This window comes from Streptomyces sp. SLBN-31 (assembly GCF_006715395.1).
Taxonomy (GTDB): Bacteria; Actinomycetota; Actinomycetes; order Streptomycetales; family Streptomycetaceae; genus Streptomyces.
The window spans coordinates 1,792,365-1,818,657 of sequence record NZ_VFNC01000001.1 but is presented as its reverse complement, the minus strand read 5'-3'; the positions used below and the strand labels follow the sequence as shown (position 1 = coordinate 1,818,657).

Below are 26,293 nucleotides of genomic sequence, written 5' to 3'. Positions count from 1 at the left end.
CCGAGGGCGCCCCAGGTCCGCCAAGCCCGCGGGGCGGTGCCTCGGGCGGCCTGTCTGGCGCGGGGTAGCGGCGACCGGGCTCCCCGCCCGGCGGTGACCGCGGCTACCAGCGCACCGGGAGGCTGCGGACCCCGCGCATCAGCATGCCGGGCAGCCAGTCGCCGGGTGGGCCGTCGAGGGCGAGATCGGGGGCGCGCTCCAGCAGGGTCCGGATCGCCGTGCGGGCTTCGAGGCGGGCCAGCGGGGCGCCCAGGCAGTAGTGGATGCCGTGGCCGAAGGCCAGGTGGCCGCGGGCGTCGCGGCGGAGGTCGAAGCGGTCCGGGACGGGGTAGCGCGAGGCGTCGCGGTCGGCGGCGCTCAGGCCGATCATCACGGCGTCGCCCCGCATGATCTTCGTGCCGCCGATCTCCAGGGTCTCGGCGGCGAACCGGAACGTGGCGTTCTCCACCGGGCCCTCGTACCGCAGGGTCTCCTCCACCGCCGCGTCGACAAGACTCATGTCGGCACGCAGGGCGGCGAGTTGGTCGGGGTGGTTGAGCAGGGTGTGCACGGCTCCGCTGATCAGGTTGACCGTCGTCTCGTGGCCCGCGATCAGCAGGACGAAGGCCATGCCCCGCAGTTCGCCGGGGGAGAGCCGGTCGCCGTCCTCGGCCGTCGTGCGGACGAGGTCGCTCAGCAGGTCGCCGGTCGGGCCCGCGCACCGCTTGTCCTCGATCAGCTCGGTGAGATAGGCGGCGAGCCGCGCGAAGGCGTCGTACTCGGCCTCCGGACTGCTCGGCGCCACCGCCTCCGTGGACATGCGGCGGAACTCCCCGCGGTCCATCTCCGGCACGCCCAGCAGCTCGCAGATCACCGTGATCGGCAGCGGGTACGCGAAGGAGTCCACCAGGTCGGCCCGGCCCCGCGGCAGCATCGCGTCGAGCAGTTCGTCGGTGATCTGCCGTATCCGCGGCCGCAGTTCGGCCACGCGGCGCGCGGTGAAGGCGCGGGAGACCAGGGAGCGCAGCCGGGTGTGCTGGGGCGGGTCGGTGACCAGCAGGTGCTTGCCGATGAGCTCCTCGTCGAGGAACTCCGTGCCGATCCTGCCGGCGTCCTTGGCCAGGCGCGGGTCGCCGAGCGCCGCGCGGGCCTCCTCGTAGCCGACGACGAGCCAGGTCTCGTAGTGGGCGTCGACCCCCGGCAGACGCACCCGGTGCACCGGCCCGCGCTCCCGCAGTCGCGCGTAGACCGGATGCGGATCGGTGCGGAAGCCGTCACCGAACTCCCCAAGGTCGATCACTTCCACCATGTGGCTCAAACCCGCCCTCCCCCGTCCCCCGCCGGTGGTCCCCGGTACCGGGACAACGCGCGACGGCCGGCTCTAGTGCCCGTTGTCCCCCGGTTCCTCCAGGAGGCCGGCGTCGTAGGCCAGCAGGGCGATCTGCACCCGGTTGTTGAGGTCCAGCTTGGCGAGGATGCGGGAGACGTGGGTCTTGACGGTGGCGACGCTCATGAAGAGGTCCGCGGCGATCTCCGCGTTGGACAGACCCCGGCCGACCGCGACGGCGACCTCGCGTTCGCGGTCGTTGAGCAGTGCGACGCGTTCACGCGCGCGTGCGCGTCGCGTGTCGGCGGCGTTGCCCACGGCGTGCTCCACCAGCTGGCGGGTGACGGTGGGCGACAGCACGGGGTCGCCGGTCGCGACCCGGCGCACGGCGTCGACGATCTCGGCGGGCGGGGTGTCCTTCAGGACGAACCCGGCGGCCCCCGCGCGCAGGGCGCGCAGGACCTGTTCGTCGGCGTGGAAGGTGGTCAGGACGACGACCTGCGGGGCGTCCTTGCGGGCGCGCAGCCGCTCCGTGGCCGTGAGACCGTCCACCGACGGCATCCGGATGTCCATGAGGACGACGTCGGGCCGGGTGCGGTCGACGAGCGCCTCGACCTCGGAGCCGTCGGCGGCCTCGCCGACGATCTCGATGTCGTCCGCACCGCCCATCATCAGTGACAGGCCGGCCCGCACCAGGGGGTCGTCGTCGACGAGGAGCAGTCTGATCGCAGTCATGGGCTTACGTAATCACGGTCGCGGTCATGGGTGTTGGCGCCCTTGCGTGACGATCGTCTCGACGCCCTCATCCCCAGGGCAGCCATGCCCGTACCCGGAAGCCGCCGTGCGCGTCCGCGCCGTGTTCCAGGCGTCCCCCGGTCAGGGTGGCCCGCTCCGTCAGCCCGATGAGGCCCTGCCCGGAGCCGGGGACGGGGGGCACCGCGCCCTCGGGCGCGGGGTTGCGCACGGTCACCGTCAGGCCCTCGCCGGGGGCGCCCGTCACCGTCACCGTGACCTCCGTGCCGGGAGCGTGCTTGCGGGCGTTGGTCAGGGCCTCCTGGGCGATGCGGTAGGCGGTGCGGCCGACGGAGGCCGGGACGGCCGCGGGGTCGGTGACGCGGCTGTCGAGGGTGACCTTCATGCCGGCCTCGCGGGACTCGGCGACCAGCGTGTCCAGCGCTGCGAGCGTCGGCTGGGGGCGCCCCGTCTCGTCGGGCTCGCCCGCGCGCAGTACGCCGATGATCTCGCGCAGGTCCTGCAGCGCCTCGTGCGCGCTCTCCCGGATGACACCGGCCGCCCGGGCGACCTCCTCCCGGGGTGCGTCGGGCCGGAACTCCAGGGCGCCCGCGTGCACGCTCAACAGCGTCAGCCGGTGGGCGAGTACGTCGTGCATCTCCCGGGCGATGGCCTCGCGGGCCAGTCGCTGCGCCTGCTCCGCCCGCAGCCGCGCCTCTGTCTCGGCGCGCCGGGCGCGGTCCCGCAGGCTCAGCATGAGCTGCCGCTTGGACCGTACGAACATGCCCCAGCCGATGACGGTGACGCTGAGCAGCTCGGCGAAGGCGACCGCTCCCGCGTACGGCAGGTCGGGGTCCGGGCGCATCCAGTAGAACAGCGGGACCAGCGCGAGCTGGACACCGCCGATCCAGGCGACGTACCGGAAGGGCCGGTGCACGGCGAGGGTGAAGAGAGCGATCATGGCCGCGCCGCCCGCGGTGTCCGACAGCAGGCCGACTGGGATCATCGCGACGGCCAGACTCAGCGGCCACCGTCGGCGCAGCCACACCGCCGCGCAGGCCAGCGCGCCGAGCACCTGGTCGAGGACGGCGAGGGAGTGCGCGGTGTGCGGGTCGCCGTTCAGGGTGTCGGCGGCGGCGAGGCCGATGGCCGCGGCGAGCAGGAAGCAGGTGAAGTCGACGATCCAGTCGCGGGCGGTGCGCCGGGGCCGCCCCGACCGCCCGGCGTCGGGGTCGATCTCATGGAGCAGGGCGGACGGGAAGAGCCATCTGCGCCGCACTGCGACGCCCGCCACGGCCGGCGTCGGTCTGTCGTCCCTCACGGTCTTCAAATCTACGCAGCCGCGGCCCCCGGCACCTCCCTTCACGGGCGATCGCCGACCAAAGTCGCGGCACCGCAGACTTTCGGCGCGGACGGCCGCGCGGAGGCCGTACCCGCGTCGGTCACGGCCCGCCCCGCGGCCGATGTGCGTGGGGGGTCCGCGGGGCGAGGGTCGTGCCATGAAGCAGTTGCTGGAGCTACTCGGTTTCCTCGCCCTGGTCCAGGGCGTGCTGGGTCTGGTGCACGAGTTCACCCACTGGCATGTGGGTCTCGTGCAGAGGGTCGGCTTCCTCGACCGCCACGGGGTCTACGCGAGCCTCGCCCTGGTCGTGCTGGCCTTCGCTCTGTTCGCAGCGGCGGAGAGCCGTAAGTCCGGCTGAGCGAGGGCCGCGCGCCGGGCCGGGCGCCCGGCCCGGCGCGCGGACGTCGTCAGCAGCCGAAGTCGATCAGGTCGAACGTGGCGTAGTGGTCCGAGGTGTAGTAGTCCTCCTGGTACTCCTCACCGGTGACGATGCGGCGGGCGCCGCGTGTGGACGAGCCGGGCGTCTTGACCGTGTACTCGTGGTAGTAGCCGGACGACTGGCCGGGCAGGACGCCCTCCGAGTTGCGGAAGACGGTGCCGTCCTGCGAGTACGGGTAGGGGCCGCCCGACGCGATCAGGTCGAGCGTGTCGTACGCCTGGGAGGGCAGGTCGCCGTAGCAGATGGTGCCGACCGCGGCGGACGCCGGAGTCGCCGCGACCGTGCCGCCCACGAGCAGGGCGGACAGAAGGGCGGCCGCGGCGCCGACACGGGTGGCGCGTGGGGGGAATCTCATGCCGACATGATGACGCGCGTAGACAGTGGCATGTCAATGACAACTCAGTGGATTTTCCCGTCAAGTCCGATGTGTTTTCCGCGAGTTAACGCGGGGTCGCGTGCCGCCACACGGCCCTCACAACGCGTCGGTCAGCCGTTCTCCGGCAACGCGTAGGAGCCGTACTCGGGCCGTCCGGCCGGCTCGTACGTCTGCAGGGAGACCCCGGTGGAGGTGATGCGGCCGGCCGTGTGCCGGAACGTCGTCGGAAGCGCGCCCTCCTCGAACAGGCGCAGGCCGGAGCCGAGCACCACGGGGAAGGTCAGCAGGTGGAGGGTGTCGACGAGGTCGAGCGCGAGCAGGGAGCGGACGAGGGCGCCGCTGCCGTGCACCTGGAGCTCGCTGTCGGTGCGCTCCTTGAGGGCGGTGACCTCCTTGGCCAGGTCGCCGCTCAGCACGGTGGTGCCGGCCCAGGAGGGGTCGGTGAGGGTGGACGAGGGGACGTACTTCGGCAGTGCGTTGAGCCTCGCCGCGATGGGGTCGGCCGGGTCGGTCACCTTCGGCCAGTGGCCCGCGAAGATGTCGTACGTACGGCGGCCGAGGAGGAAGGCGGCGGAGCGGTCGAAGACCTCGGTGACGAACCGGCCGAAGTCCTCGTCGCCGAAGACGAAACTCCAGCCGCCGTGCTCGAAGCCGCCCCGGGTGTCCTCCTGCGGACCGCCGGGCGCCTGGTAGACGCCGTCGAGCGTGACGAAGATCGTGGAGACGAGCTTGCCCATGACGGGTGCCTGCTTCCTGGTGATGGGTCTGTTGTCATCACCTCAGACCCCGTCGGCGCCCGCAACTCATCGCTCGCCGGCGGCCGTGGCTCATCGCGCGCGTGGAGCGGCCGGGGCTCATCCGGCGTGCGTGGAGAACAGTCCTCCGGTCGGGCCCTGCTTGTCGCCGCCCTGGGCCTTCTTCAGGGCGTTGGCCAGGCTCTCGATGGTGAGTGACTGCAGGATGACGCGGCCGCTGCCCTCCAGGGTGGCCAGCGAGAGGCCCTCGCCGCCGAAGACGGCGTTCATCATGCCCTGGCGGTTGAGGCCGCCGATGCGCTGGACGCCGTAGCGGATGCCCTCCTCGAAGGCGACGACGCAGCCCGTGTCGACCTCGATGCGGCCGCCGAAGTCGGCCGGGTTCAGGTCGATGAAGTTACCGGCGCCCGCGATGATGACCGTGCCGCGGCCGGTGAACTTCTCCAGGACGAAGCCCTCGCCGCCGCTCATGCCGGTGCGGCCGCCCTGGAAGGCGATGCCGAACTCGACGGTGGACTCGGCGGCCACGAAGGCGTCCTTCTCGGCGAACCACGCGCGCGTGCCGTCCAGCTCCAGGGCGCGCATCTCGCCGGGGAGGACGCCCGCGAAGCCGACGGTGCCCTCGCCGCCCTGCGAGGTGAAGTACTGGAACGCCAGCGACTCGCCCGCGAGCATGCGCTGGCCGGCCTGCATGGCGGTGCCCATGGCCTGGCGCAGCATGCCGCCCATGCCGCCGCCCTGCTGCTGCCCGCCCCCGCCGGACGGCCCGGAGAGGCGGGTCTCCATGGTCACGTTGGTCGTCTTGAACAGGAACTTGCCGGCCTCGCAGTACACGGTCTGGCCCGGCTGCAGGCCGACCACCGCCATCTGCATGGCGTTGCCGACGATCTCTTGCTGAAGTGTCACACCCGGAGAACGTCGGAGGGGGCGCGCGGAGTTCCGCGGCTTCGGCCGTCCGAGGTAGGTGTCCGGGGGCCGCCAGCGAGCGCGTGCGGCGGCCGCTGGGATGGACCCATGACGACTCATGCGAAGACCCACGGCACTCTGAACGGCAAGGTCGCCCTGGTCACCGGGGGCGGCCGCGGCATCGGCGCGGCGACGGCGGTGCGGCTGGCCCGGGAGGGCGCGGACGTGGCGGTGACCTATGTGAACGGCAAGGAGGCCGCCGAGGACGTCGTCCGGCGTGTGGAGGCCCTGGGGAGGCGGGCCGTGGCCCTGCGTGCGGACTCCGGGGACGCGGCGGAGGCGGCCGGGGCGGTGGAGCGCGCCGAGGAGCTGCTCGCCGGGCTGGACGTGCTGGTGAACAACGCCGGCGTGGGGGTGCTCGGGCCGCTGGAGGACCTCTCGCTCGCGGACGTGGACCGGGTGCTGGCCGTGAACGTGCGCGGGGTGTTCCTGACCTCCCAGGCGGCGGCAGCGCGGATGCGCCCGGGCGGCCGGATCATCACGATCGGTACGTGCATGACGCAGCGCGTGCCGGGTCCCGGTGGAACCCTCTACGCGACGAGCAAGGCGGCCCTCGTCGGTCTGACGAAGGCACTCGCCCGCGAGCTGGGTGCGCGGGGGATCACGGCGAACATCGTGCACCCCGGCCCGACCGACACGGACATGAACCCGGCGGACGGCCCGTACGCCGCCGCACAGGCGGCGATGACCGCGGTCGGGCGGTTCGGCACACCCGACGAGGTGGCATCGACGGTCGCCCACCTGGCCACCGCGCAGTACGTCACCGGAGCGGAGTTCGCGGTCGACGGCGGCCACGCGGCGTGAAGCGCGCGGGACACGTCGACGCCGCCGCCGAACACCGCCCCGCGTGACACACGCGTGCCCGGGGCCGACGGGACGGGTGCGCCCGGGACGCGTCAGCCGCCGCCACCCCGGGCTGTTCCGGCTCACCGTCCACGGCGGCCACCGCCACCCGACACGGGCACGGTGCACCGGAACCGGAACCCCGGTGCGCCCGGGAAGGCCGGTCGGTGGGCGCTGGTGTCGGTCAGGTGCCGAGTTGCTGGTGGCGGGTCGTCAGGCGGGTGGCGCCGTCCTCGGTGAGGGAGCCGTGCAGCCGCAGGCGGGAGATGCCGCCGTCCGGGAAGATGTCCACGCGCGCGTGCGTGCCGACGGCCCGGGACGGCAGGACGAAGCGGTGGTTGGTGTCGGGCTGGAGGCGGGTGCGCGGGAGGATCTCGGTCCAGTCGCCGTCCTCGCCGTCGCGCACCGACACCGACGCCCAGCCCGCGCTGTTGCCCTTCAGGTACGCCGTGTCGATCTCGATCGCGCGGATCTGCGACTGCGCGGCGAGCCGGTAGCGGATCCAGTCGTTGCCCCGGTCGCGGCGCCGGCGGGTCTCCCAGCCGTCGTCCATCTTGCGGGAGCGGCCCGGCTGGATGGTGTTGGTGGCCGGTGAGTAGAAGCGGTCGGAGGCGTCCTCGACCCGGCCGCCGTTCTCCAGGGCGACGACGTCGAACGTGCCGAGCGTCGTCAGCCACGCGGGGTCCGGTACGACCTCGCCGTACACGCGCAGCCGCGCGATGCCGCCGTCGGGGTGCTGGTTGACGCGCAGGTGGGTGAAGCGCTGTTCGACGGAGACGGCGAAACCGTTCGCCGCGTGGCCGCCGACGGGTGTGCGCGGCACGAGGGTCGTCCACTTCACGTCGTCCCCGAGGAGTTCCTCCGGCGACGGGGAGCCCGGCACCGAGGTCCCCTCGACGGACACCGCCTGCGGGTAGTTGCCGCGGAAGTGGGCCGTGTCGACGACGATGCCCCGGACGACGCCGGGCGCGCCGAGGCGGACCAGCGCCCAGTCGTGGTCCTCGGCCGTGGGCCACGGGTGCCCGGCGTCCGCGCCGCGTCGGCGGCGGGTCTCCCAGCCGTCCATGACCTTGCCCTTGTGCCCGAAGTGCTCGGGGTCGAACTCGGCGCGCCCGGGCACCAGCAGGTTCTCCCGCTGGGCGAAGAACTCGTCGTTGGCGGCGATGACACCGGCGCCGAGGCGGCGGTCGGCGAGGTCGGCGTACCGGGTGAAGGGGAAGTCGGCGGTGCGGTAGTCCGCGTACGGGTCACCGCCTCCGTAGGGGTTCGCGTCGCCGGTGAAACTCGGAATCGCCGTCACGGTGATCAGGGGGTCCTTTCGGGAGTCGGCCGCCGCGGGTGCGGGCGGTTCAGGGGACACGGGTCAGCAGGCGGCCCTTCGGGTCGGTGAACTGGCCGTCGGCGACGATGCGTTCGCCGCGCAGCCAGGTCGACTTCACGACGCCGTACAGGGTCCTGCCGGCGTACGCGGTGACGCGGTTGCGGTGCTGGAGGGCCGCCGGGTCCACGGTGAAGGTCTCGTCGGGGGCGAGGACCGCGAAGTCGGCGTCGCGGCCGGGGGCGATGGCGCCCTTGCGGGTGTCGAGGCCGACCAGTCGGGCCGTCCGCGAGGACATCCAGCGGACCACGTCCTCCAGGGTGTGGCCGCGCCCCCGGGCCGCCGTCCACACGGCGGACAGGCTCAGCTGGAGGCCGGAGATGCCGCCCCAGGCGGTGGCGAAGTCGTCGGTCTTCAGGTCGGCCGTGGACGGGGAGTGGTCGGTGACCACGCAGTCGATGGTGCCGTCGGCCAGCGCCTGCCACAGCACGTCCTGGTTGGCGGACTCCCGGATGGGCGGGCAGCACTTGAACTCGCTGGCGCCGTCCGGGACTTCCTCGGCGGTCAGGGTGAGGTAGTGGGGGCAGGTCTCGACGGTGACGCGGACGCCGTCCGCCTTCGCGGCGGCGATCAGCGGCAGCGCGTCGCTCGACGACAGGTGCAGCACGTGCACGCGCGCGTCGAGGCGTCTGGCCTGGTCGATCAGCTGGGCGATGGCGGTGTCCTCGGCGTCGCGCGGCCGGGAGGCGAGGAAGTCGGCGTAGCGGGGGCCGCCGTGCTGCGGGGCGGCGTCCAGGTGGTGCGGGTCCTCGGCGTGCACGATCAACAGGCCGCCGAAGGAGGCGATCTCGGCCAGCGACCGGGCGAGCCCGTCCTGGTCGAGGTGCGGGAACTCGTCCACGCCGGAGGGGGACAGGAACGCCTTGAAGCCGAAGACGCCGGCCTCGTGCAGCGGGCGCAGGTCCTTGACGTTGTCGGGCAGGGCGCCGCCCCAGAAGCCGACGTCGATGTGCGCCTTGTCGGCGGCGACCGCCTGCTTCGTGCGGAGGTGGGCGACCGTCGTGGTGGGCGGCAGGGAGTTGAGCGGCATGTCGACGAGGGTGGTGATGCCGCCGGCCGCCGCCGCGCGCGTGGCGGTCCAGAAGCCCTCCCACTCGGTGCGCCCGGGGTCGTTGACGTGCACGTGGGTGTCGACCAGACCGGGCAGCAGGACGTGGTCGCCGAGGTCCTCCAGGCGGGCGTTGGACGGCACTTCGGCGTCGTACGGCAGTACGGCCGTGATCGTGCCGCCGGCGACCGCGACGCAGGCGGCGCGCGTCCCCTCGGGCGTGATGACGCGTGTCGAGCGCAGCACCAGTTCCACGTCGGACACCCGGACCCCTTTCTGCCGCCGCCGTTACGTCCAGGAAACGGGATTTACTTCCACGTAACGGAATTCAACTTTCTGTTGAAGGAGTCTTCACTCCCGCCCCGACGCCGTCAAGGACACACTTCCCCGGAGGACTCCCGACGCCCACACTCTGGACGTTTCCATAAAGCGGAATTAGAATTCCAGCAAGCAGAACGTAGCTACGTACGAGCGGGGAGTCAACCGACTGCCGGGTAGGCTTTGGCCCCTCCCGCCAGTCCCGAAAGGAACGCGCCGTGCCGACGTCCAGCGCCAGCACCACCGACTCCGCCAAGTCCAACGGTGGCGGGGTCCAGTCCCTCGAGCGCGCCTTCGATCTGCTCGAGCGGATGGCCGACGCGGGCGGCGAGGTGGGCCTCAGCGAGCTGTCCGCGAGCAGCGGGCTGCCGCTGCCCACCATCCACCGCCTGATGCGCACCCTCGTGGTCTGCGGGTACGTCCGCCAGCAGCCGAATCGCCGGTACGCGCTCGGCCCCCGTCTGATCCGCCTCGGCGAGTCGGCCTCCCGCCTGCTCGGCACCTGGGCCCGCCCCTACCTGGCCCGCCTGGTCGAGGAGACCGGCGAGACGGCGAACATGGCCCTGCTCGACGGCGACGAGATCGTCTACGTCGCCCAGGTGCCCTCCAAGCACTCGATGCGCATGTTCACCGAGGTCGGGCGCCGGGTGCTGCCGCACTCCACGGGCGTGGGCAAGGCCCTCCTGGCGAACACCCCGGACGCGGAGGTCCGCGCGCTGCTCGCCCGCACCGGCATGCCGGCCGCGACCGACAGGACGATCACCACGCCGGAGGGCTTCCTGGCGGCCCTGGAGGACGTACGGCGCCAGGGGTACGCGATCGACGACAACGAACAGGAGGTCGGGGTGCGGTGCCTCGCGGTGTCCGTGCCCGACTCCCCCACCTCCGCCGCGATCTCCATCTCCGGTCCGGCGGGCCGGGTGACGGAGGCGGCGACGGAACGCATCGTGCCGGTGCTGCAGCAGGTGGCGGTGGAGCTGTCGCAGGCGCTGGCGAGCACCGGCGGCTGACCCGGACCAAGAAGTCCTCGGCGGACGGGACGTGACGTCCCGTCACCGCCGGGGCGGCTCCCCGAAGAGTTCCACGGCGTCGCGGACCTCCGACAGGCCGGGCGAGAGTGCGCTGACCGATCCGATGGCGCCGGCGAGCAGCAGCAACGAGCGGCGCAGCCGGGGGATCTCCGGGGCGCCGTCGATCGTCATGGCCGCGAGGGCGGCCAGTTCGTCCTCGGCGATGCAGCGGTCGGGGAACTCCGCCGGATGCGCGGCGAGTTCGCGGCGCAGCCTGGACACGGCGGACCGCAGTCCCGCCACCATCGGATCCTCGTCGCTGCCGGTCACCGGTCTCTGCCCCAAGCTCCGCAACACAGCTCTCCCCCCTCGCACGCCCTGGTACGCCGTCGTGTGATGGTGCTCCCGCCGAGCGGTCCCGTGGCCCTGGTCGGGCGCCGGGGGACGCGGGTCAGTAAACGCCACCCGGTGCGGGGCGCGCCACAGTGCGGACCGAAATTCAGCCCCTGGAAACCGGGCACTCGCCCGTGCGTCAGGTATGCAGGACGCATGACGGAGAAAGAGCGCGAAGCGGCCGGGCTGCTCCTCGCCGCCGGGGGCGGCCGACGGCTCGGCGGACGGCCCAAGGCGCTGCTGGAACACCGCGGTCGGCCGCTCGTCGAGTACGCGGTCGGCGTGCTGCGCGCGGCCGGCTGCGCCCGCGTCCACGTGGTCCTCGGGGCGCGGGCCGACGACGTGCGCCGGCGGGCGGAGCTGGGCGGGTGCGTGGTCGTGGAGAACCCGGCGTGGGAGGAGGGCATGGGGTCCTCGCTGCGGGCCGGGCTGGATTCGCTCGCCGGGACGGACGCCTCGGCCGCCCTCGTCCTCCTCGTCGACCAACCGGGGATCGGCGTGGAGGCGGTGCGGCGGGTACTCGCCGCCCAGGAGGACGACGGTTCGCTCGTGTCCGCCGCGTACGACGGGGTGCGCGGGCATCCGGTCCTGCTCGGCGCCTCGCACTGGGCCGGGATCGCCGAGAGCGCCGGCGGGGACCGAGGGGCCCGCGCCTACCTGCGGGCGCATCAGGAGGCGATCACGCTCGTCGAGTGCGGGGACGTGGCACGGCCGTACGACATCGACACGGAGGCCGATCTGATCCACCTTGAGTGAGCGGGGTGGCACCCTGCGCCACCTTTGCTCGACCCGGAGAATCTCGACATCAACAAATCATTGAAGTTCCACGATGAGGAAACTAGTATCCACTGCTCAGAAGCGCCCTGCTGCTCCCGGGGTGTTGCTCGCCGTACCCGGAACGACTGGCACCCGGTGCCACCGCTGAAGGAAGTGACAGCTCATGTCCACACCAGCGCCGTCCCCGCTGGCCATCGTCGACGCCGGGCCCCTGCCCCGGCAGGAGGAGGTCCTCACCGAGGCGGCGCTCGCCTTCGTGGCCGAGCTGCACCGGCGGTTCACGCCGCGCCGTGACGAACTCCTCGCCCGCCGCGCCGAGCGCCGCGCCGAGATCGCCCGCACCTCCACCCTCGACTTCCTGCCGGAGACCGCGGCGATCCGCGCCGCCGACTCCTGGAAGGTCGCCCCCTGCCCCGCGGCACTCGAGGACCGCCGCGTGGAGATCACCGGTCCCACCGACCGGAAGATGACCATCAACGCCCTCAACTCGGGCGCGCGGATCTGGCTCGCCGACTTCGAGGACGCCTCCGCACCGACCTGGGAGAACGTGGTCCTCGGCCAGGTCAACCTCGCCGACGCCTACACCCGCAACATCGACTTCACGGACGAGACGTCCGGCAAGTCGTACGCCCTGCGCCCGAACGAGGAGCTGGCGACGGTCGTCATGCGCCCGCGCGGCTGGCACCTGAACGAGCGGCACCTCGTCGACGCCGACGGCACCCAGGTCCCCGGCGCCCTCGTCGACTTCGGCGTGTACTTCTTCCACAACGCCCAGCGCCTGCTCGACCTCGGCAAGGGCCCGTACTTCTACCTCCCGAAGACCGAGTCGCACCTCGAGGCCCGGCTGTGGAACGAGGTGTTCGTCTTCGCACAGGACTACGTCGGCATCCCCCAGGGCACCATCCGCGCCACCGTCCTGATCGAGACGATCACGGCCGCGTACGAGATGGAGGAGATCCTCTACGAACTGCGCGACCACGCCTCCGGGTTGAACGCCGGCCGCTGGGACTACCTGTTCTCCATCGTCAAGAACTTCCGTGACGGCGGCGCCAAGTTCGTCCTGCCGGACCGCAACGCGGTCACGATGACGGCCCCGTTCATGCGGGCGTACACCGAACTCCTCGTCCGCACCTGCCACAAGCGCGGCGCGCACGCCATCGGCGGCATGGCGGCCTTCATCCCCTCGCGCCGGGACGCCGAGGTGAACAAGGTGGCCTTCGAAAAGGTCCGCGCCGACAAGGACCGCGAGGCGAACGACGGTTTCGACGGCTCCTGGGTCGCCCACCCCGACCTGGTCCCGATCGCCATGGAGTCCTTCGACAAGGTCCTCGGCGACAGGCCCAACCAGAAGGACCGGCTGCGCGAGGACGTGCACGTCGAGGCGGCCGACCTGATCGCGATCGACTCGCTGGAGGCGAAGCCGACGTACGCCGGTCTGGTCAACGCCGTCCAGGTGGGCATCCGTTACATCGAGGCCTGGCTGCGCGGTCTCGGCGCGGTCGCCATCTTCAACCTGATGGAGGACGCGGCCACGGCCGAGATCTCCCGCTCGCAGATCTGGCAGTGGATCAACGCGGGCGTCGAGTTCGAGAACGGCGAGAAGGCCACCCCCGAGCTGGCCCGCAAGGTCGCCGCCGAGGAACTGGACAACATCCGCGGCGAGATCGGCGAGGAGGCCTTCGCGGCCGGCCACTGGCAGCAGGCCCACGACCTGCTGCTGACGGTCTCCCTCGACGAGGACTACGCGGACTTCCTCACCCTGCCCGCGTACCAGCAGCTCAAGGGCTGACGTCCTCCTGCGGGACCGTGTCCGAGTGGCCCAGGGACTTCCCCGGGGCCACTCGGTCGCGTACGGCCCGCTTCACCGCCGTCGGCTCGGGAAAGCCGTGTTCGCGGCGGTCCCAGACGACCTCGTCGTCCACGCGCACGACGAACACCCCGCCCTTGCCCGGCCTCAGCGCCAGCTCCGTCAGCTCCGCCTCGAAGGTCGTCAGCAGTTCCTGCGCCAGCCAGGCGGCACGCGGCAGCCAGCGGCACTGGGTGCAGTACTCGATCTCGACCCGGCCACTCATCCGAGGTGCACCGACCAATCCTGTTCGGCCGCGGGCTTGCCGTGCAGGTCGGGGACCTGGCGGAGCCACGCGGGGCGTCCCTGCTGGTTCTTGGCCGCCCGCAGGGCCTCCTCAGCGGCGAGTTCGTCCCGGCTGGGGAAGTCGGTGGGCAGCCACTGCCGTGAGGCCCGCACGCGCGCGTGCAGGTAGCCCACGTAGGCCTCGCGGGCCTCGGCGGGCGAGGCGTGGTCGGTGAGCCATGCGTCGGGGACCTCCGCGACGACCTCGCGCAGCAGTTCCTCGGTCACCCTGGGCGCGAGCTCGGCGTCGGCGGCGCGCACGTCCGGGCCGTAGTGGCCGAGGGCGTGGTGGCGGAAGTCGTAGGCCTTGGCGGGGTCGGTGCCGTCCCAGCGGTGGTGGAAGACGAGGGCGGCGCCGTGGTCGATGAGCCACAGGCGCGGGGGCACGGTGCCCAGGGTCGGCCAGACCATCAGGTTGGAGCTGTGGACCGTGCGGTCGACGTTGACGGTCAGCGCGTCGAGCCAGACGATCCGGCCCGCCTCCAGGGGGTCCACCGGAAAGACCTTGGCGAGGTCGGGGGTGAAGTCCTTGGCGCCCGGCAGGTAGTCCATGCCGAGGTTGAGGCCGTTGCTCGCGGCATGCAGGTCGCGGACCTCCTGGTGCGGCTCGCCGTCGGCGATCGCCGGGTCGAAGTGCACGAGGACCAGTTCGGGGAAGCGCAGCCCCAGCGCGCGGGCCAGCTCACCGACGATCACCTCGGCGACCAGCGCCTTGCGCCCCTGCGCGGAGCCGGTGAACTTCACGACGTACGTGCCCAGGTCGTCGGCCTCGACGACTCCGGGCACGGAGCCGCCGGACCGCAGCGGGGTCACGTATCGAACAGCAGTCACGTCGCGCAGCACACCCGCCAGGGTATGCCAGCGCTCACCCGACCAGCGGATTCGGCAGCGGCAGGTAGCGGGCGTCCGCGCCGTCCGCGCCCGTCCAGCGCAGCAGCAGGTTGGTCTTGCCGGGCAGGGTCGGGGCTGCGAGGAGACCGGTGACCTCGGGCAGGTCGTGGCGGGCGAGTTCGCGGCGGGCTGCGGGCCAGGGGTCGAGGCCGGGCCGGCGTTCGGCCAGGGCGCCCGCGACCTCGGTGAGGTGGTTGACGACCAGGCAGTACACCAGCCGCTCCCAGCCGGCCGCCCGGGACACCTCCGGTAGCAGCTTGACGCCCTCCGCGTCCCGGAAGAGGGCCTGCACCGGGGTGCCGTCCGCGTCGACGGCGACCAGCGTGTTCTGCAGGTGGGCCTCCAGGACGACGCCGTGCTCCGAGAAGGCGGTCAGGGCCGGTGGCACGACGGCGCTCAGGTATGCCTCCCACCAGGCCGCCGGATGCTCGGCCGTGTCCAGCGGGCTGCCCGCGAAGCCCTCCACCAGGCCGGCGGCGAGCAGCGGGGTCGCGCCGGGCAGCAGATGACCGCGCAGTCCGTCGCGCACCAGGACGGCGAGTTCCTCGAAGGCGAATCCGGCGGTGCGGTAGCCGCGGTCGCCCAGCCAGGCGGCCGGGCCGCCCATCGCGGCGAACGCGGCCGTGACGGCCGTGTCGGTCCGGCGCAGTCTCAGCAGGTCGTGGCGCCACAGCCGGCGGATGTCGTTGGTGATGCGGACGTCGAGGCTGAACTTCAGGAACAGGTCGTGCGCGGGGGCGTACAGCGTGCGGATCGCGGCCGTCGGCCAGGCGTCGAAGCCGGTCGTGCCCAGCCGGAGCAGGCGGCCGTCGGCGAAGGCGGGCGCGAGGTCCACGAGGTCCAGCTGCCAGGGGTGGGCCGGCAGCATCCGGTAGCCGGGCGGCGCCTCGCCGAGCGCGTCCAGGGCCGAGGTGTCGCCCTCCTCGACGACCGTGTCCTCGCGCACGCCGAGCAGGACCAGCGGGAAGCGGGCGTGCGCCTCGGGGGCGTACGGCAGCCAGCCGGCGACCGGACCGCCGCCGCGCGCCTTGGGCGCCGGGTGGTGGGGGTGGCCGGTGATGAGGGACTGCTCGGAGCGCAGGTACGGGTCCTCGGGCACCGTCGCCCGGGCGCGGGCGGCGAGCAGCGCGGCCACGGCGTCGCGGCTGTCGATCATCTCGGCGGGCAGTTCGTGGTTGGACAGGCCGGTGTGCCGGCGCAGTTCCTCGCCGACGAGCTTGACGAGCTCGGTGTGGCCGATGCGGTGCCAGTGTCCCGTCGCGAACACCTCTGGACCGGCCGGACGCCGCTCGCCGCGTACCCGCAGCAGACGGCCGGTGCCGGGCAGCCGGTATGTGCGGGGCGCCCGGGCGTCCGGGGCCGGTGTGCCGGACACGGGCTCCGCCACCTCACGCAGCAGACAGTTGAGGAGCGGCACGGCCGCGTACGCGTCGGCGCGGTCGGCGTCGTGGCCGGCATGAGGGGGGATGAGATCCACGCGATCCACTCGTTCCCTGAAGGTCCGTTCGGGAGAAGATGATCAGTATGTACGCCGTCGCCACCTGCCCGTGACGCCCTATTCGTACCCGAGGAGCACGCCCGTGGACCGTCCCCGTCCCGCGGAGACCGAGGTCGCCGACGAGCTGGCCGTCGTACGCCCCGGCCTGCTGTCACGGTACGCGGCAGAGCTGCCCGGTGCCCGGGCGGCCGTGCTGACCCGGCTGTGGCGGGCGCTCGCGCACGAGCCGCTGCCCTGGATCGCGGGACGGGAAACCGGCCGGGAGGGCCTCACCCTGCGCCTCGGCGACGGCCGCCGGCTGCACGGGCCGGCCGCGGACCCGTACACGACGGACGCGTACGTCACCGTCGTACGACTGGACGGGACGGCGTACGACGATCCGGCGCGGCTGATGACCGACCTCGCCGTGCCGCACGGCACCGGCTTCGCGGCGGAGCTGGGGCACAGCGTGGCCTCGACGGCGCTGTCGCGGGCCGACCGGATGCCGCTCGCGCAAGAGTGGCCGACGACCGGCTGGGAGTGGGAGCAGCGGGTGGTGGACGGGCATCCGTACCACCCCAACTGCCGTTCCCGGCCCGGCTTCTCGGTCGCCGAGCAGCTGGCGTACGGGCCCGAGCACCGGCCGGTGGTGAAGCTGGGGACGGTACCGGTGCGCCCGGACGAGTGCCTGGTGACGGGGGTCTGGCCGGAGGAACTGCGGGACGCAGGGCGGCTGTTGCTTCCGGTGCATCCGTGGCAGGCGGCGCATGTGCTCAAGCGGAGCTGCGAGGGCGGGTTCGCCGCGCACCCGCTGATGTCGCTGCGCACGCTCGCCGTGCCGGGCGGGCCGCACGTCAAGACCGCTCTCACCGCCCGGCTGACGTCCTCGGTGCGGGACATCTCGGGCTACTCGGTGGGCCTGTCGGCGACGTTGTCGGCGTTCGGGGAGTCGCTGGCGGCCCGTTCGGGCGGCTTGTTGCACGTCACCCGGACGCTGGGCGCGGCGACGGCGGACTCGCCCGATCTCGCGGCCGTGCTGCGGGAGTCGCCGCAGACGTACGCGGCGACGGACAGGGGTGAGCGGGTGGTGCCGGTGGCGGCGCTGGCCACCACTGCACTGCCGTCGTCGCCGTCCTGGCTCGCCGAGTTCACCCGCCTCGCCCTCACCGTCGGCCTGCGCCTGCTGGAACTCGGTGTGGCTCTGGAGGCGCACGGTCAGAACCTGCTGGTCGTCCTCTCCGACACGGGTGCCCCGCTGCGGCTGGTCTACCGCGATCTCGCCGACATCCGCGTCAGCCCGGCACGGCTCGCCCGGCATGGTGTCCCGGTCCCGGAGTTGAGCGGACGGATCGTCACGGACGACGAGATTGCCCTGCGGCGCAAGCTGTTCGGCTCCCTGGTGGCGGGCGCCCTGGCCGGTACGGCGGGATCGGCGGCCAGGCTAGGCGCGGCACTCGAGACGGCCGTCCGCGATCTGCCGCGCACGCCCGACACCGTGGCCCTGCTCGAAGAGCCCGTCCCGGCGAAGGCGTTGACGCTGATGCGGATGTCGCCGGGGACACCCGGGGACCAGTGGACCGTGCTGCCCAACCCCCTGCGCTGACCGGTCGTTTTGGATCACGGCCCACCTGATCAATAGGATCCGCCGATGATCAGAACACAACGGCTGGCGGCGGGAGTGTGCGCCCTGCTCGCCACCTTGGCGGCCGGGCTCGCCTTCCCGGCCGCGGCGGAGGCCGGCGAACCCACGAGCGGGGCGAACGCGAAGGTCGACCTCGTCCTCGATGTCAGCGGCTCCATGCGGACCCGGGACATCGACGGCGGCACCCGGATGGCGGCGGCGAAGCAGGCGTTCAACGAGGTCCTCGACGCCACGCCCGAGGACGTCCAGCTCGGCATCCGCACGCTGGGGGCGGACTACGCGGGCAACGACCGACAGACGGGCTGCAAGGACACCGCGCAGCTGTACCCGGTCAGCACGCTGGACCGCACCGAGGCCAAGACGGCGGTGGCGACCCTCTCGCCGACCGGCTGGACGCCGATCGGCCCGGCGCTGCTGAAGGCCGCGGGCGACCTGGCCGACGGGGACGGCTCCAAGCGGATCGTGCTGATCACCGACGGCGAGGACACCTGCGCCCCGCTCGACCCGTGCGAGGTGGCCCGCGAGATAGCGGCCAAGGGCATCGGCATGACCATCGACACCCTCGGCCTGGTCCCCAGCACCAAGCTGAACAAGCAGCTCAGCTGTATCGCGGAGGCCACCGGGGGCACGTACACCTCGGTCGAGCACACCGACGAACTCACCGACAAGGTGAACCAGTTGGTCGACCGGGCGGCCGACCCCGTGGTGACGCCGGTGGCGACCGAGGGCGCCGCGCAGTGCACGAGCGCCCCGACGCTGAAGTCGGGTCTGTACACCGACCGCGAGGAGTTCGGGCAGCAGCGCTGGTACAAGGTGGACGTCGACCCGGGCAAGGAGCTGCGCGCCTCGGTGAGCGTGGCGGCGGACCGGGCCGTGAACCCGTCCTACGGTGTGCTGCTGCGGGCGGTCACGGTGCACGGCCGGGAGATCGTGCGGGGCGAGTCGGCGGGCAACGGCCGTACGGACGTGATCTCGACGGGCCTGCGCTATCCGAAGGCGGAGAGCGACGCGGACGACGCCCCCGCCGAGACGGTGTGCCTTCAGGTGACCAACTCCTTCTCGGCGGCCTCGGGCGTGAAGGCCACGCCCGGTATGCCGCTGGAGCTGACGGTGGACGTCGTCGACGGCCCCTCGAAGGCGAGCGACGTGGCCTCCTTCGGTCTCGGGCGCGGCTGGTGGCTGCTGGGAGTGCTGGTGCTGGTCGGTTTCGTCGCCGGTCTGCTGTGGGGCTGGCTGTCGCGCTGGCGGGTCGCGGTCTGGAGGACCAACTGATGCGGATCACAAGGATGCTGGGCGCGGCTGCGCTGCTGTTCGGGCTGACGGTCGCCCCGGCCGTCGCGGACTCCTCCCCCTCCCCGAGCGCCTCGGGCGACGACTCGGCGCCGACGTCGGCGGGCACGTCGTTCCGCACGGCGGCCGAGGTCGACCAGGGGCAGCGGGCCACGGCGAGTGCCTCCACGGGTGACTACCTGTACTGGTCGTTCCCCGCGGACGCCGGACAACGGCCCACGGTCGAGGCGACGGTGAAGCTGCCGGCCTCGCACGCTGCCCAGACCTGGCAGGTCGACGTCTACGACGGCCTGCGCCGCCGCCAGTCCTGCCAGTACGGTGCGCAGACGCGCACCGCCGAACAGGGCACCACCACGGTCGAGTTGGCCTGCGTGCTGCGCACGGTCCGCGCCTGGTCGGAGCCGTGGGCCAATGACCCGCTGCCGGGCACCTACTACATCCGGCTGACGGCCCTGAACCTGACGACGGGCGACCTCGGCCAACCGGTGAACGCCTCCGTGCGGGTCGGCTCCAAGGACATCGGCGGCTCGGCGGCGGTGGACGGCTCACTGGCGAAGCCGCTGGTGCCGGGCATCGCGGTGGCGTCCACGTCCGACTCGGAGGACGGCGATTCGTCGAAGGCGGCGGTGCTGTCCAGCATCGAGCCGGACGGCGGCTGGACGTCCGGCTGGTGGTCGGACCGCTGGGTGTGGACCGGGATCGGCGCGGTGCTGGCCGCGCTCGCCGGGATCGGCGGCTACACGCTGACCCGCGGTTCGGGACGGCCCTCGCGGGTGCCGCCCGGGGCCTGACGGCCCGTCGGGGAGCCCGCCGTACTTCCGGTACGGCGGGCTCTTCTCATGCGTCCCGCAGGGACTTGGCGAGGGTGCCGTCGCCGGTGACCGTGACGCGTCCGTCCCGTACCGCGTCCGGCAGGCTCAACTCCCCGCGCGCGATGGCCGCACACGTCCCGGCGTCCAGGACGAGCCGCGCGTCGGGCTCACCGGGAGCGCGGCCGTCGCCGTACACGGGGCCTACCTCGGCGCCGACGAAGAGGTGGAAGTCGCCCTCGTCCAGGCCGACTTCGACGAGACCTTCGCCCTCCAGCGCCCGCAGCAGGGGCAGCGCGAACCAGTGGGCGCGCAGCGCGTCCGTGGGCCGCCGCTCCCCCAGCTCCCGCTGCCCCCACACGCTGAGGGCCTGCAGCACGGGCAGCAACTCCCGCCCACGCGGGGTGAGTTCGTAGACGTAGGCGGCGCCGGGCGGCGGCAGCCGGCGCCTGGTCGTCAGCCCGTCGCGCTCCATGTCCTTCAGCCGTGAGGCGAGTACGTCCGTGCTCACGCCCGGCAGGTCCGCGTGCAGGTCGGTGTAGCGGCGGGGTCCGGCCAGCAGCTCCCGGACGATCAGCAGGGTCCAGCGGTCGCCGACGGCATCGAGCGCGCGGGCGGCGGAACAGTACTGGTCGTAGCTTCGGCGTCGTGACATGCGACGCAGTCTAGACATGTCATTGGACTTTCCAAGCACACACTTGGTAAAACCAAGCAACACCAGATACCGGAGGGGCGCATGGAGTTCCGGCAGTCGAACAAGCTCAGCGAGGTCTGTTACGAGATCCGCGGCCCGGTGATCGAGCACGCCAACGCACTCGAGGAGGCGGGCCACAGCGTGCTGCGCCTGAACACCGGCAACCCGGCGGTGTTCGGCTTCGAGGCGCCGGAGGAGATCCTCCAGGACATGATCCGGATGCTCCCCCAGGCACACGGCTACACCGACTCGCGCGGCGTCCTGTCCGCGCGCCGGGCGGTCGCCCAGCGCTACCAGACCCTCGGCCTGGAGGTCGACGTCGACGACGTCTTCCTCGGCAACGGCGTCTCGGAGCTGGTGTCGATGGCCGTACAGGCGCTGGTCGAGGACGGCGACGAGATCCTCATCCCCGCCCCGGACTTCCCCCTGTGGACGGCGGTCACCACCCTCGCCGGCGGCAAGGCGGTGCACTACCTCTGCGACGAACAGTCCGACTGGAACCCGGACCTGGCCGACATGGAGTCGAAGATCACGGACCGCACCAAGGCCGTGGTCATCATCAACCCCAACAACCCCACCGGCGCGGTCTACCCGAAGGAGGTCGTCGAGGGCATCCTCGACCTGGCCCGCCGACACGGCCTGATGGTGTTCGCGGACGAGATCTACGACCAGATCCTCTACGACGACGCCGTCCACCACTCCGCCGCGGCCCTCGCCCCCGACCTGGTCGTCCTCACCTTCTGCGGCCTGTCGAAGACCTACCGGGTGGCCGGCTTCCGCTCGGGCTGGCTGGTGGTGACCGGCCCGAAGCAGCACGCGAAGAACTACCTGGAGGGCCTGACCATGCTGGCCTCCATGCGCCTGTGCGCCAACGCGCCGGCCCAGTACGCCATCCAGGCCGCGCTCGGCGGCCGCCAGTCCATCCGCGAGCTGACCACACCGGGCGGCCGGCTGTACGAACAGCGCAACGTGGCCTGGGAGAAGCTCAACGAGATCCCCGGGGTGTCCTGCGTGAAGCCGAAGGGCGCGCTGTACGCGTTCCCGCGCATCGACCCCAAGGCGCACAAGATCCACGACGACGAGAAGTTCGTCCTGGACCTGTTGCTCCGGGAGAAGATCCAGGTCGTGCAGGGCACGGGCTTCAACTGGCCCGCCCCCGACCACTTCCGCATCCTCACCCTGCCCCACGCCGACGAGCTGGAGGCGGCGATCGGCCGGATCGGGCGGTTCCTCAGCGGTTATCGGCAGTAACGGCACCGCCCCGCCAACGCCCCCGCGCGCCGGTTGTCAGACCCCCGTCGTAGCCTTCGAAGCAGGTGGGAACAAGGGCCCGAGGCCGGGAGGAGCACGCCGTGACACGACCGCCGACCGCCGCGCAGCGGCGTGTCATCGACGCCGCCGATCCCGTCACCGGCCGGTTGCGGGGCACCGAGACGCAGCTGGCGGCGCTGGTGAAGCGGGGGCTCGCGTTCCGGCACCCGCGGCCGCCGCACGACCACTTCCTGACGCCGGCCGGGCACCGGATACGGGCGGCCGGGGAGGCCGGGGAGGCCGACGCGCCTGCCGAACCCGAGCCCGAGGCGCCCGCGGGCGGCGGGTTCGCCGCGCGGGTCGGGGGCGAGGAGGAGGCGCCGCAGTCCGGACCGGCCCGGGTCCGCGAGGTGCACAGCGCCTGGCAGGGGCTGCTGGAGCTGCGCCGGATGACCAACCGGGACGGCGCCACGGACCGGCCCTGCGGCTGGGAGCGCACGCATCTGGTGCGGGCGGCCGCGCTTGCCCTGGAGGCGGCCGGGCACCGTCCGGCCGGAGCGGGCCCGGAGGGCTACCGGGTGCGCGCGACACCGCAGCCGGAGGCGGTCGCCGTGTACGAGCCGGCGGAGGAGGCCCGGCGGGCCTGTGCGGCGACGCTGGAGCGGGCGGGCTGGCAGGTGGGCGAGTACGCGGAGCCGCGCACAGGAAGACGGTATCTACTGGCCTCCCCGCGCCGGGCGTGATGAACATGCCAAGATCAGGTGATCGTCACACCCGGCACGAGAGTCAGTACGCGAAGGGAACGCAGTGAGCGAGCCGTTTTCCGTCCCGGTGACCGTCCGCGGATACGAGACAGACGCACTGGGCCACCTCAACCAGAGCGTGTACCTGCAGTACGCGGAGCACGCCCGTTGGTCCATACTCCAGGCCGCCGGAGTGGGCCCCGCCGAACTGCTGGCAAAGGGGGTCGGGCCGGTTGCCCTGCGGACGACCGTCGACTACCTGCGCGAGCTGCGCGCGGGCGACGAGGTGTCGGTGACCTGCGGCTTCGAATGGGGCGAGGGCAAGACGTTCCGGATCGCGCAGACCATCACCAAGACGGACGGCACGGTCTCCGCCGAGCTGCTGTCGGTCGGCGGCCTGCTGGACCTCAAGGAGCGCAGACTGATCGCCGATCCCCGGGGGTACCTCCGGGCGTTGACGGACCGGCCGGAGCTGTTCGGCCTCTGACCCAAGCCTCCCTGGTCCGCACGTGCACATGCCCGTCGCGGGGGAAGGCGGGCGGCTCCGCAGGGAGCACCGCGGTGAGTTCGTAGCGGCATTTGCGCGCGACCGCGCAGGACGCCGTGTTGTCGGTCTGGTGCACGAGTTCGAGGCGGGCGAGACCGTCGGCGGCGAACACGGCGAACGCCCAGTCCGTCAGCGCCTCCAGGGCCCGCGGCGCGACAGCACGGCCGCGGGCGCGGGCGGCGGTCCAGTAGCCGACCTCCGCCGAAGGGGCGCCGGGGGCAGGGCGTTTGAGGACCACGTGGCCGACGGGCGCGTCCCCGTCCGTGCCGTCGGCGGCGGCCTCCGCGACGGCGAAGGCGAACCGCTCGCCCGTCTCCCAGCCACGCCGCTGCTCCCGCACCCAGCTCGCCGCGCCGTCCTCGTCCTCGACGGCGAAATTCGTCCAGCGCCGCAGGGCTTCGTCGCCCCGAAGCCCGAGCAGCGCGGGGGCGTCGGCCGCTTCCCAGGGGCGCAGCGTCAGCGCCGGAGCCGAGGAAGTGGCGGGCGCCGTCAGCAGTGCGGTGATCCTCTCCATGCGGGGAGCCTACGACGGCCCGGTCGGGGCGAGGGGCGCCCGGGGGCCGAAATCGGATGCGGCCGGCCGTGTTCGCCTGCGATGATCCGCGGTCATGTCCGCACGTCGCGTCAGGCCCAGCCGTTACATCTCCGTCGACATCGAGGCCGACGGCCCCATCCCGGGGCCGTACTCGATGCTGAGCCTCGGTGCCGCGGTCGCCGGGACGCAGGACGCCGACGGCTTCGCCGCCGCCGACCCCGAGGAGCTGACCTTCTACCGCGAACTGCGGCCGATCAGCGAGGAGTTCGTGCCGGAGGCGCTCGCCGTGAGCGGGCTCGACCGGGAGCGGCTGAGGACCGAGGGAGCCGAACCGGCCGTCGCTCTCGCCGAGTTCGGCGACTGGGTGCGTGAGGTGTGCGCCGGGGCGCAGCCCGTGATGTGCGGCTACCCGGCCCCGTACGACTGGACGTTCCTGTACTGGTACCTGATCCGGTTCACCGGCGCGAGCGCCGTCGGGCACTCGGGCTGCCTGGACATGAAGACCTTGTACGCGACGAAGGCCGGGCTGCCGCTGCGGGCGGTCGCCAAGGGGACGATGCCCCGGCAGCTGCTCTCGCGCCGGCGGCACACGCACCACGCCCTGGACGGCGCGATCGAGCAGGCCGAGTTGCTGGCCAACCTCATGAACTGGCCGGGTCCGTCCGGGTCGGCACCGGCAGCTGGTTGAAGGCGTAGTACAGGGCGAGCAGGCCGTGCGCGGCCAGGGTGAGCGGTGCCGAGACGAAGGCGAGGCCCACCGTGACCGGGTAGCCGAGGGAGCCGAGGGCGAAGCGGGCCCGGGTGGCGCGGGCCGCCGCGACGTCGACGCGGTCGTCGAAGAGGTGCCCGGTACGGGTCAGGTGCCACCACAGGGCCTGGAAGGCGAGCGCCATCGCCACCATGACCAGGCTGTAGACGGCCGCGGCGACGTGCGAGGGCGTGTCCTCGCGCAGGTACCGCGCGAGCATCGCGGTCGGCCAGGGCACCGCGGCCACCACCATCAGCACCAGCAGGTTCAGGAACATCAGCGTGCGGTCGACGTGGGCGACGTATCCGAACAGCTGGTGGTGGTTGATCCACATGATGCCGATCACCAGGAAGCTCACCACGTAGGCGGCGTAGGACGGCCACTGCGCGCCGAGGGCGTGCCACAGCCCGCCGTCCTCGCCGACCTCCGGAACCTTGATCTCCAGGATGAGCAGGGTGATGGCGATGGCGAAGACGCCGTCGCTGAAGGCCTCGACGCGGCCGGACTCATTCATGGGGGACAGCGTGCACCATCGCGGGCGCCTCCATCGGGTGTGTCACCTCCTGTGCGTCACGGCCCCTGCCGAGGTGGTTGAAGACCAGGTTCAGCGCCACCGCGGCCACACAGCCCGTCGAGATGCCCGAGTCCAGCACGATCCGCGCCGTCTCGGGGAAGGCATGGTAGAACTCCGGCGCGGTGATCGGGATGATGCCGACGGCGAGCGAGACGGCGACGATCAGGACGTTGTTGTCCTTGTCCAGGCCCGCCTTGACAAGGGTCTGGATGCCGCTGGCCGCGACCGACCCGAAGAGGACCACGCCCGCGCCGCCGAGCACCGGGCGCGGTACGACGGCGATCAGCGAGGCGGCCATCGGGCACAGCCCCATCAGGACCAGGAAGCCTCCGCCGGTGGCGACGACGTAGCGGCTGCGGATGCGGGTCATGGCGACCAGGCCGATGTTCTGGGCGAAGGCGCTGCACATGAAGCCGTTGAACAGGGGGCTGAGGGCCGAGCCGAGGGTGTCGGCGCGCAGGCCGGCGGCGATGGTCCGCTCGTCCGCGGGGCGTTCGACGATCTCGCCGAGCGCCAGCATGTCGGCGGTCGACTCGGTCATCGACACCACCATCACCACGCACAGGGACAGGATCGCGGCGAGGTGGAACTGCGGGGCGCCGAAGTGGAAGGGCGTCGGGAAGCCGATCACGTCCGCGTCCGCCACCGGGCCGAAGCCCGTGACGCCGAAGGGGATCGCGACCAAAGTGCCCGCGACCATGCCGAGCAGGACGGCGATCTGCTTGACGAAGCCCCGGGTGAAGCGGCGCAGGAGCAGTACGAGCAGGAGCGTCACGGCGGCCAGGGTCAGGTACTTGCCCGAACCGTAGTCCTCGGCACCGGGGTTGGGCCCCTGTGCCCAGCCGAAGGCGACCGGCAGCAGGGACACGCCTATCAGCGTGATGACGGTGCCGGTGACGACGGGCGGGAAGAAGCGGACCGCCTTGCAGAAGACGGGGGCGGCCAGGAATCCGAGGAGTCCGGCGACGATCACCGCACCGTAGATGATGGGCAGGGCCTCGGTCTTGTCCTTGGTGGAGGCGACGACCGCCGTCATCGGGGCCACCCCGGCGAAGGTGACACCGTTGACGAAGGGCAGCCGGGCGCCGATCTTCCATACCCCCAGCGTCTGCAGGAAGGTGGCCAGGCCGGCGGTGAACAGGCAGGCGCCGGTGAGGAAGGTGAGGTCGGTGGCGGAGAGGCCGATGGCCGCGCCGACGATCAGGGGCGGGGCGACGACTCCCGCGTACATGGCGGCCACGTGCTGCAGACCGGTGGTCGCCATCTTCAGGGCGGGGA

Annotated in this window: 28 protein-coding genes; 12 read left to right on the top strand and 16 right to left on the bottom strand. The window is 72.4% G+C overall.

Annotation, left to right across the window (positions count from 1 at the left end; genetic code table 11):
* Window positions 1-103: 103 nt before the first annotated feature.
* From FBY22_RS08350 to FBY22_RS08340, 3 genes are all read right to left on the bottom strand, one after another.
* Entirely contained in the window at window positions 104-1,288 is a 1,185-nt protein-coding gene (locus FBY22_RS08350) for a cytochrome P450 (RefSeq protein ID WP_142147444.1), read from the bottom strand.
* Window positions 1,289-1,360: 72 nt separating this feature from the next.
* Window positions 1,361-2,041, bottom strand: a complete 681-nt coding sequence (locus tag FBY22_RS08345) for a response regulator transcription factor (protein WP_142143729.1) — start codon at window positions 2,039-2,041, stop codon at window positions 1,361-1,363.
* A gap of 67 nt (window positions 2,042-2,108) precedes the next feature.
* Window positions 2,109-3,368 carry a sensor histidine kinase gene (locus tag FBY22_RS08340; RefSeq protein ID WP_399210736.1) on the bottom strand — a complete coding sequence of 420 codons (1,260 nt, stop codon included), beginning with the start codon at window positions 3,366-3,368 and terminating at the stop codon, window positions 2,109-2,111.
* A 169-nt stretch (window positions 3,369-3,537) separates the two neighbouring features.
* On the opposite strand from FBY22_RS08340, the gene FBY22_RS08335 reads away from it, so the two are divergent.
* Entirely contained in the window at window positions 3,538-3,738 is a 201-nt protein-coding gene (locus FBY22_RS08335; protein ID WP_142143725.1) for a hypothetical protein, read from the top strand.
* A gap of 49 nt (window positions 3,739-3,787) precedes the next feature.
* Here the strand turns inward: FBY22_RS08335 and FBY22_RS08330 are convergent, their stop codons facing one another.
* The 3 genes from FBY22_RS08330 to FBY22_RS08320 all read right to left on the bottom strand — a co-directional run bounded on the left by FBY22_RS08330 (window position 3,788) and on the right by FBY22_RS08320 (window position 5,856).
* Window positions 3,788-4,174, bottom strand: a complete 387-nt coding sequence (locus FBY22_RS08330) for a ribonuclease domain-containing protein (protein ID WP_142143724.1) — start codon at window positions 4,172-4,174, stop codon at window positions 3,788-3,790.
* 131 nt (window positions 4,175-4,305) lie between these two features.
* Window positions 4,306-4,932: a dihydrofolate reductase family protein gene (locus FBY22_RS08325; RefSeq protein ID WP_142143722.1), complete on the bottom strand. Its 627-nt coding sequence runs from the start codon at window positions 4,930-4,932 to the stop codon at window positions 4,306-4,308.
* Window positions 4,933-5,049: 117 nt separating this feature from the next.
* Window positions 5,050-5,856 carry an AIM24 family protein gene (locus FBY22_RS08320; protein ID WP_142143720.1) on the bottom strand — a complete coding sequence of 269 codons (807 nt, stop codon included), beginning with the start codon at window positions 5,854-5,856 and terminating at the stop codon, window positions 5,050-5,052.
* A gap of 108 nt (window positions 5,857-5,964) precedes the next feature.
* Between FBY22_RS08320 and FBY22_RS08315 the strand changes: the two genes are divergently transcribed.
* Complete coding sequence (locus FBY22_RS08315) at window positions 5,965-6,720, top strand: SDR family oxidoreductase (RefSeq protein ID WP_142143719.1); 756 nt, start codon at window positions 5,965-5,967, stop codon at window positions 6,718-6,720.
* Between the two features lie 223 nt (window positions 6,721-6,943).
* On the opposite strand, the gene alc is transcribed toward FBY22_RS08315, so the two are convergent.
* The gene (gene alc / locus FBY22_RS08310) at window positions 6,944-8,059 is read right to left on the bottom strand and encodes an allantoicase (protein ID WP_142143717.1); all 1,116 of its coding nucleotides are present in this window, start codon (window positions 8,057-8,059) and stop codon (window positions 6,944-6,946) included.
* A 49-nt stretch (window positions 8,060-8,108) separates the two neighbouring features.
* Window positions 8,109-9,449 (bottom strand): allantoinase AllB, encoded by a 1,341-nt coding sequence (gene allB, locus FBY22_RS08305; protein ID WP_142143716.1) that lies wholly within the window; start codon window positions 9,447-9,449, stop codon window positions 8,109-8,111.
* Between the two features lie 272 nt (window positions 9,450-9,721).
* On the opposite strand from allB, the gene FBY22_RS08300 reads away from it, so the two are divergent.
* Window positions 9,722-10,513 (top strand): IclR family transcriptional regulator, encoded by a 792-nt coding sequence (locus tag FBY22_RS08300; protein ID WP_142143714.1) that lies wholly within the window; start codon window positions 9,722-9,724, stop codon window positions 10,511-10,513.
* A gap of 42 nt (window positions 10,514-10,555) precedes the next feature.
* Here the strand turns inward: FBY22_RS08300 and FBY22_RS08295 are convergent, their stop codons facing one another.
* Window positions 10,556-10,843, bottom strand: coding sequence for a DUF5955 family protein (locus tag FBY22_RS08295; protein WP_174267189.1), 288 nt, complete (start codon window positions 10,841-10,843; stop codon window positions 10,556-10,558).
* Window positions 10,844-11,062: 219 nt separating this feature from the next.
* Here FBY22_RS08295 and FBY22_RS08290 point away from each other — a divergent pair, with 219 nt between their 5' ends.
* Complete coding sequence (locus FBY22_RS08290; protein ID WP_142143710.1) at window positions 11,063-11,662, top strand: NTP transferase domain-containing protein; 600 nt, start codon at window positions 11,063-11,065, stop codon at window positions 11,660-11,662.
* Window positions 11,663-11,846: 184 nt separating this feature from the next.
* Window positions 11,847-13,472, top strand: coding sequence for a malate synthase A (aceB, locus tag FBY22_RS08280; protein ID WP_142143707.1), 1,626 nt, complete (start codon window positions 11,847-11,849; stop codon window positions 13,470-13,472).
* Here aceB and FBY22_RS08275 read toward each other — a convergent pair.
* Genes FBY22_RS08275 through FBY22_RS08265 form a run of 3 tightly spaced genes read right to left on the bottom strand, consistent with a single transcriptional unit; the run spans window position 13,462 to window position 16,191 of the window.
* Complete coding sequence (locus FBY22_RS08275) at window positions 13,462-13,755, bottom strand: SelT/SelW/SelH family protein (RefSeq protein WP_142143705.1); 294 nt, start codon at window positions 13,753-13,755, stop codon at window positions 13,462-13,464. The two genes, aceB and FBY22_RS08275, sit on opposite strands and share 11 nt — an antisense overlap.
* Entirely contained in the window at window positions 13,752-14,657 is a 906-nt protein-coding gene (locus FBY22_RS08270) for a HipA family kinase (protein ID WP_142143703.1), read from the bottom strand. The genes FBY22_RS08275 and FBY22_RS08270 overlap by 4 nt, the downstream gene beginning before the upstream one ends.
* A gap of 22 nt (window positions 14,658-14,679) precedes the next feature.
* Window positions 14,680-16,191, bottom strand: a complete 1,512-nt coding sequence (locus tag FBY22_RS08265) for an IucA/IucC family siderophore biosynthesis protein (RefSeq protein WP_142143701.1) — start codon at window positions 16,189-16,191, stop codon at window positions 14,680-14,682.
* Window positions 16,192-16,285: 94 nt separating this feature from the next.
* Here FBY22_RS08265 and FBY22_RS08260 point away from each other — a divergent pair, with 94 nt between their 5' ends.
* From FBY22_RS08260 to FBY22_RS08250, 3 genes are read left to right on the top strand one after another with little or no spacing between them, the layout of a single operon-like run.
* Window positions 16,286-17,785 carry an IucA/IucC family protein gene (locus FBY22_RS08260; RefSeq protein ID WP_142143699.1) on the top strand — a complete coding sequence of 500 codons (1,500 nt, stop codon included), beginning with the start codon at window positions 16,286-16,288 and terminating at the stop codon, window positions 17,783-17,785.
* A 45-nt stretch (window positions 17,786-17,830) separates the two neighbouring features.
* Window positions 17,831-19,096 (top strand): VWA domain-containing protein, encoded by a 1,266-nt coding sequence (locus FBY22_RS08255; protein ID WP_142143698.1) that lies wholly within the window; start codon window positions 17,831-17,833, stop codon window positions 19,094-19,096.
* On the top strand, window positions 19,096-19,905 hold the full coding sequence (locus tag FBY22_RS08250) for a hypothetical protein (RefSeq protein ID WP_142143696.1): 810 nt from the start codon (window positions 19,096-19,098) through the stop codon (window positions 19,903-19,905). The genes FBY22_RS08255 and FBY22_RS08250 overlap by 1 nt, the downstream gene beginning before the upstream one ends.
* Window positions 19,906-19,951: 46 nt before the next feature.
* Here the strand turns inward: FBY22_RS08250 and FBY22_RS08245 are convergent, their stop codons facing one another.
* A complete protein-coding gene (locus FBY22_RS08245) occupies window positions 19,952-20,578 on the bottom strand; it encodes a winged helix-turn-helix transcriptional regulator (protein WP_142143694.1) in 627 nt (208 codons plus the stop codon).
* Window positions 20,579-20,659: 81 nt separating this feature from the next.
* Between FBY22_RS08245 and FBY22_RS08240 the strand changes: the two genes are divergently transcribed.
* The 3 genes from FBY22_RS08240 to FBY22_RS08230 all read left to right on the top strand — a co-directional run bounded on the left by FBY22_RS08240 (window position 20,660) and on the right by FBY22_RS08230 (window position 23,098).
* Complete coding sequence (locus FBY22_RS08240) at window positions 20,660-21,868, top strand: pyridoxal phosphate-dependent aminotransferase (RefSeq protein ID WP_142143692.1); 1,209 nt, start codon at window positions 20,660-20,662, stop codon at window positions 21,866-21,868.
* A gap of 101 nt (window positions 21,869-21,969) precedes the next feature.
* Complete coding sequence (locus FBY22_RS08235) at window positions 21,970-22,611, top strand: hypothetical protein (RefSeq protein WP_142143690.1); 642 nt, start codon at window positions 21,970-21,972, stop codon at window positions 22,609-22,611.
* Window positions 22,612-22,675: 64 nt separating this feature from the next.
* Complete coding sequence (locus FBY22_RS08230) at window positions 22,676-23,098, top strand: thioesterase family protein (RefSeq protein WP_142143688.1); 423 nt, start codon at window positions 22,676-22,678, stop codon at window positions 23,096-23,098.
* Here FBY22_RS08230 and FBY22_RS08225 read toward each other — a convergent pair.
* Window positions 23,019-23,672 (bottom strand): GNAT family N-acetyltransferase, encoded by a 654-nt coding sequence (locus FBY22_RS08225; protein WP_142143686.1) that lies wholly within the window; start codon window positions 23,670-23,672, stop codon window positions 23,019-23,021. The genes FBY22_RS08230 and FBY22_RS08225 overlap by 80 nt on opposite strands.
* 94 nt (window positions 23,673-23,766) lie before the next feature.
* On the opposite strand from FBY22_RS08225, the gene FBY22_RS08220 reads away from it, so the two are divergent.
* Complete coding sequence (locus tag FBY22_RS08220; RefSeq protein ID WP_142143684.1) at window positions 23,767-24,381, top strand: exonuclease; 615 nt, start codon at window positions 23,767-23,769, stop codon at window positions 24,379-24,381.
* Here FBY22_RS08220 and FBY22_RS08215 read toward each other — a convergent pair.
* Window positions 24,335-24,955 (bottom strand): TMEM175 family protein, encoded by a 621-nt coding sequence (locus FBY22_RS08215; RefSeq protein WP_142143682.1) that lies wholly within the window; start codon window positions 24,953-24,955, stop codon window positions 24,335-24,337. The genes FBY22_RS08220 and FBY22_RS08215 overlap by 47 nt on opposite strands.
* A complete protein-coding gene (locus tag FBY22_RS08210) occupies window positions 24,948-26,279 on the bottom strand; it encodes a nucleobase:cation symporter-2 family protein (protein ID WP_142147442.1) in 1,332 nt (443 codons plus the stop codon). The genes FBY22_RS08215 and FBY22_RS08210 overlap by 8 nt, the downstream gene beginning before the upstream one ends.
* Window positions 26,280-26,293 lie beyond the last annotated feature (14 nt).

Coding starts and splice junctions, on each gene's coding strand:
- FBY22_RS08315 (WP_142143719.1), top strand. CDS start 5,965: ATGACGACTCATGCGAAGACCCACGGCACTCTGAACGGCAAGGTCGCC.
- FBY22_RS08240 (WP_142143692.1), top strand. CDS start 20,660: ATGGAGTTCCGGCAGTCGAACAAGCTCAGCGAGGTCTGTTACGAGATC.
- aceB (WP_142143707.1), top strand. CDS start 11,847: ATGTCCACACCAGCGCCGTCCCCGCTGGCCATCGTCGACGCCGGGCCC.
- FBY22_RS08275 (WP_142143705.1), bottom strand. CDS start 13,755: ATGAGTGGCCGGGTCGAGATCGAGTACTGCACCCAGTGCCGCTGGCTG.
- FBY22_RS08250 (WP_142143696.1), top strand. CDS start 19,096: ATGCGGATCACAAGGATGCTGGGCGCGGCTGCGCTGCTGTTCGGGCTG.
- FBY22_RS08215 (WP_142143682.1), bottom strand. CDS start 24,955: ATGAATGAGTCCGGCCGCGTCGAGGCCTTCAGCGACGGCGTCTTCGCC.
- FBY22_RS08290 (WP_142143710.1), top strand. CDS start 11,063: ATGACGGAGAAAGAGCGCGAAGCGGCCGGGCTGCTCCTCGCCGCCGGG.
- FBY22_RS08210 (WP_142147442.1), bottom strand. CDS start 26,279: ATGGCGACCACCGGTCTGCAGCACGTGGCCGCCATGTACGCGGGAGTC.
- FBY22_RS08335 (WP_142143725.1), top strand. CDS start 3,538: ATGAAGCAGTTGCTGGAGCTACTCGGTTTCCTCGCCCTGGTCCAGGGC.
- FBY22_RS08350 (WP_142147444.1), bottom strand. CDS start 1,288: ATGGTGGAAGTGATCGACCTTGGGGAGTTCGGTGACGGCTTCCGCACC.
- FBY22_RS08225 (WP_142143686.1), bottom strand. CDS start 23,672: ATGGAGAGGATCACCGCACTGCTGACGGCGCCCGCCACTTCCTCGGCT.
- FBY22_RS08220 (WP_142143684.1), top strand. CDS start 23,767: ATGTCCGCACGTCGCGTCAGGCCCAGCCGTTACATCTCCGTCGACATC.
- FBY22_RS08255 (WP_142143698.1), top strand. CDS start 17,831: ATGATCAGAACACAACGGCTGGCGGCGGGAGTGTGCGCCCTGCTCGCC.
- FBY22_RS08245 (WP_142143694.1), bottom strand. CDS start 20,578: ATGTCACGACGCCGAAGCTACGACCAGTACTGTTCCGCCGCCCGCGCG.
- FBY22_RS08330 (WP_142143724.1), bottom strand. CDS start 4,174: ATGAGATTCCCCCCACGCGCCACCCGTGTCGGCGCCGCGGCCGCCCTT.
- FBY22_RS08325 (WP_142143722.1), bottom strand. CDS start 4,932: ATGGGCAAGCTCGTCTCCACGATCTTCGTCACGCTCGACGGCGTCTAC.
- FBY22_RS08345 (WP_142143729.1), bottom strand. CDS start 2,041: ATGACTGCGATCAGACTGCTCCTCGTCGACGACGACCCCCTGGTGCGG.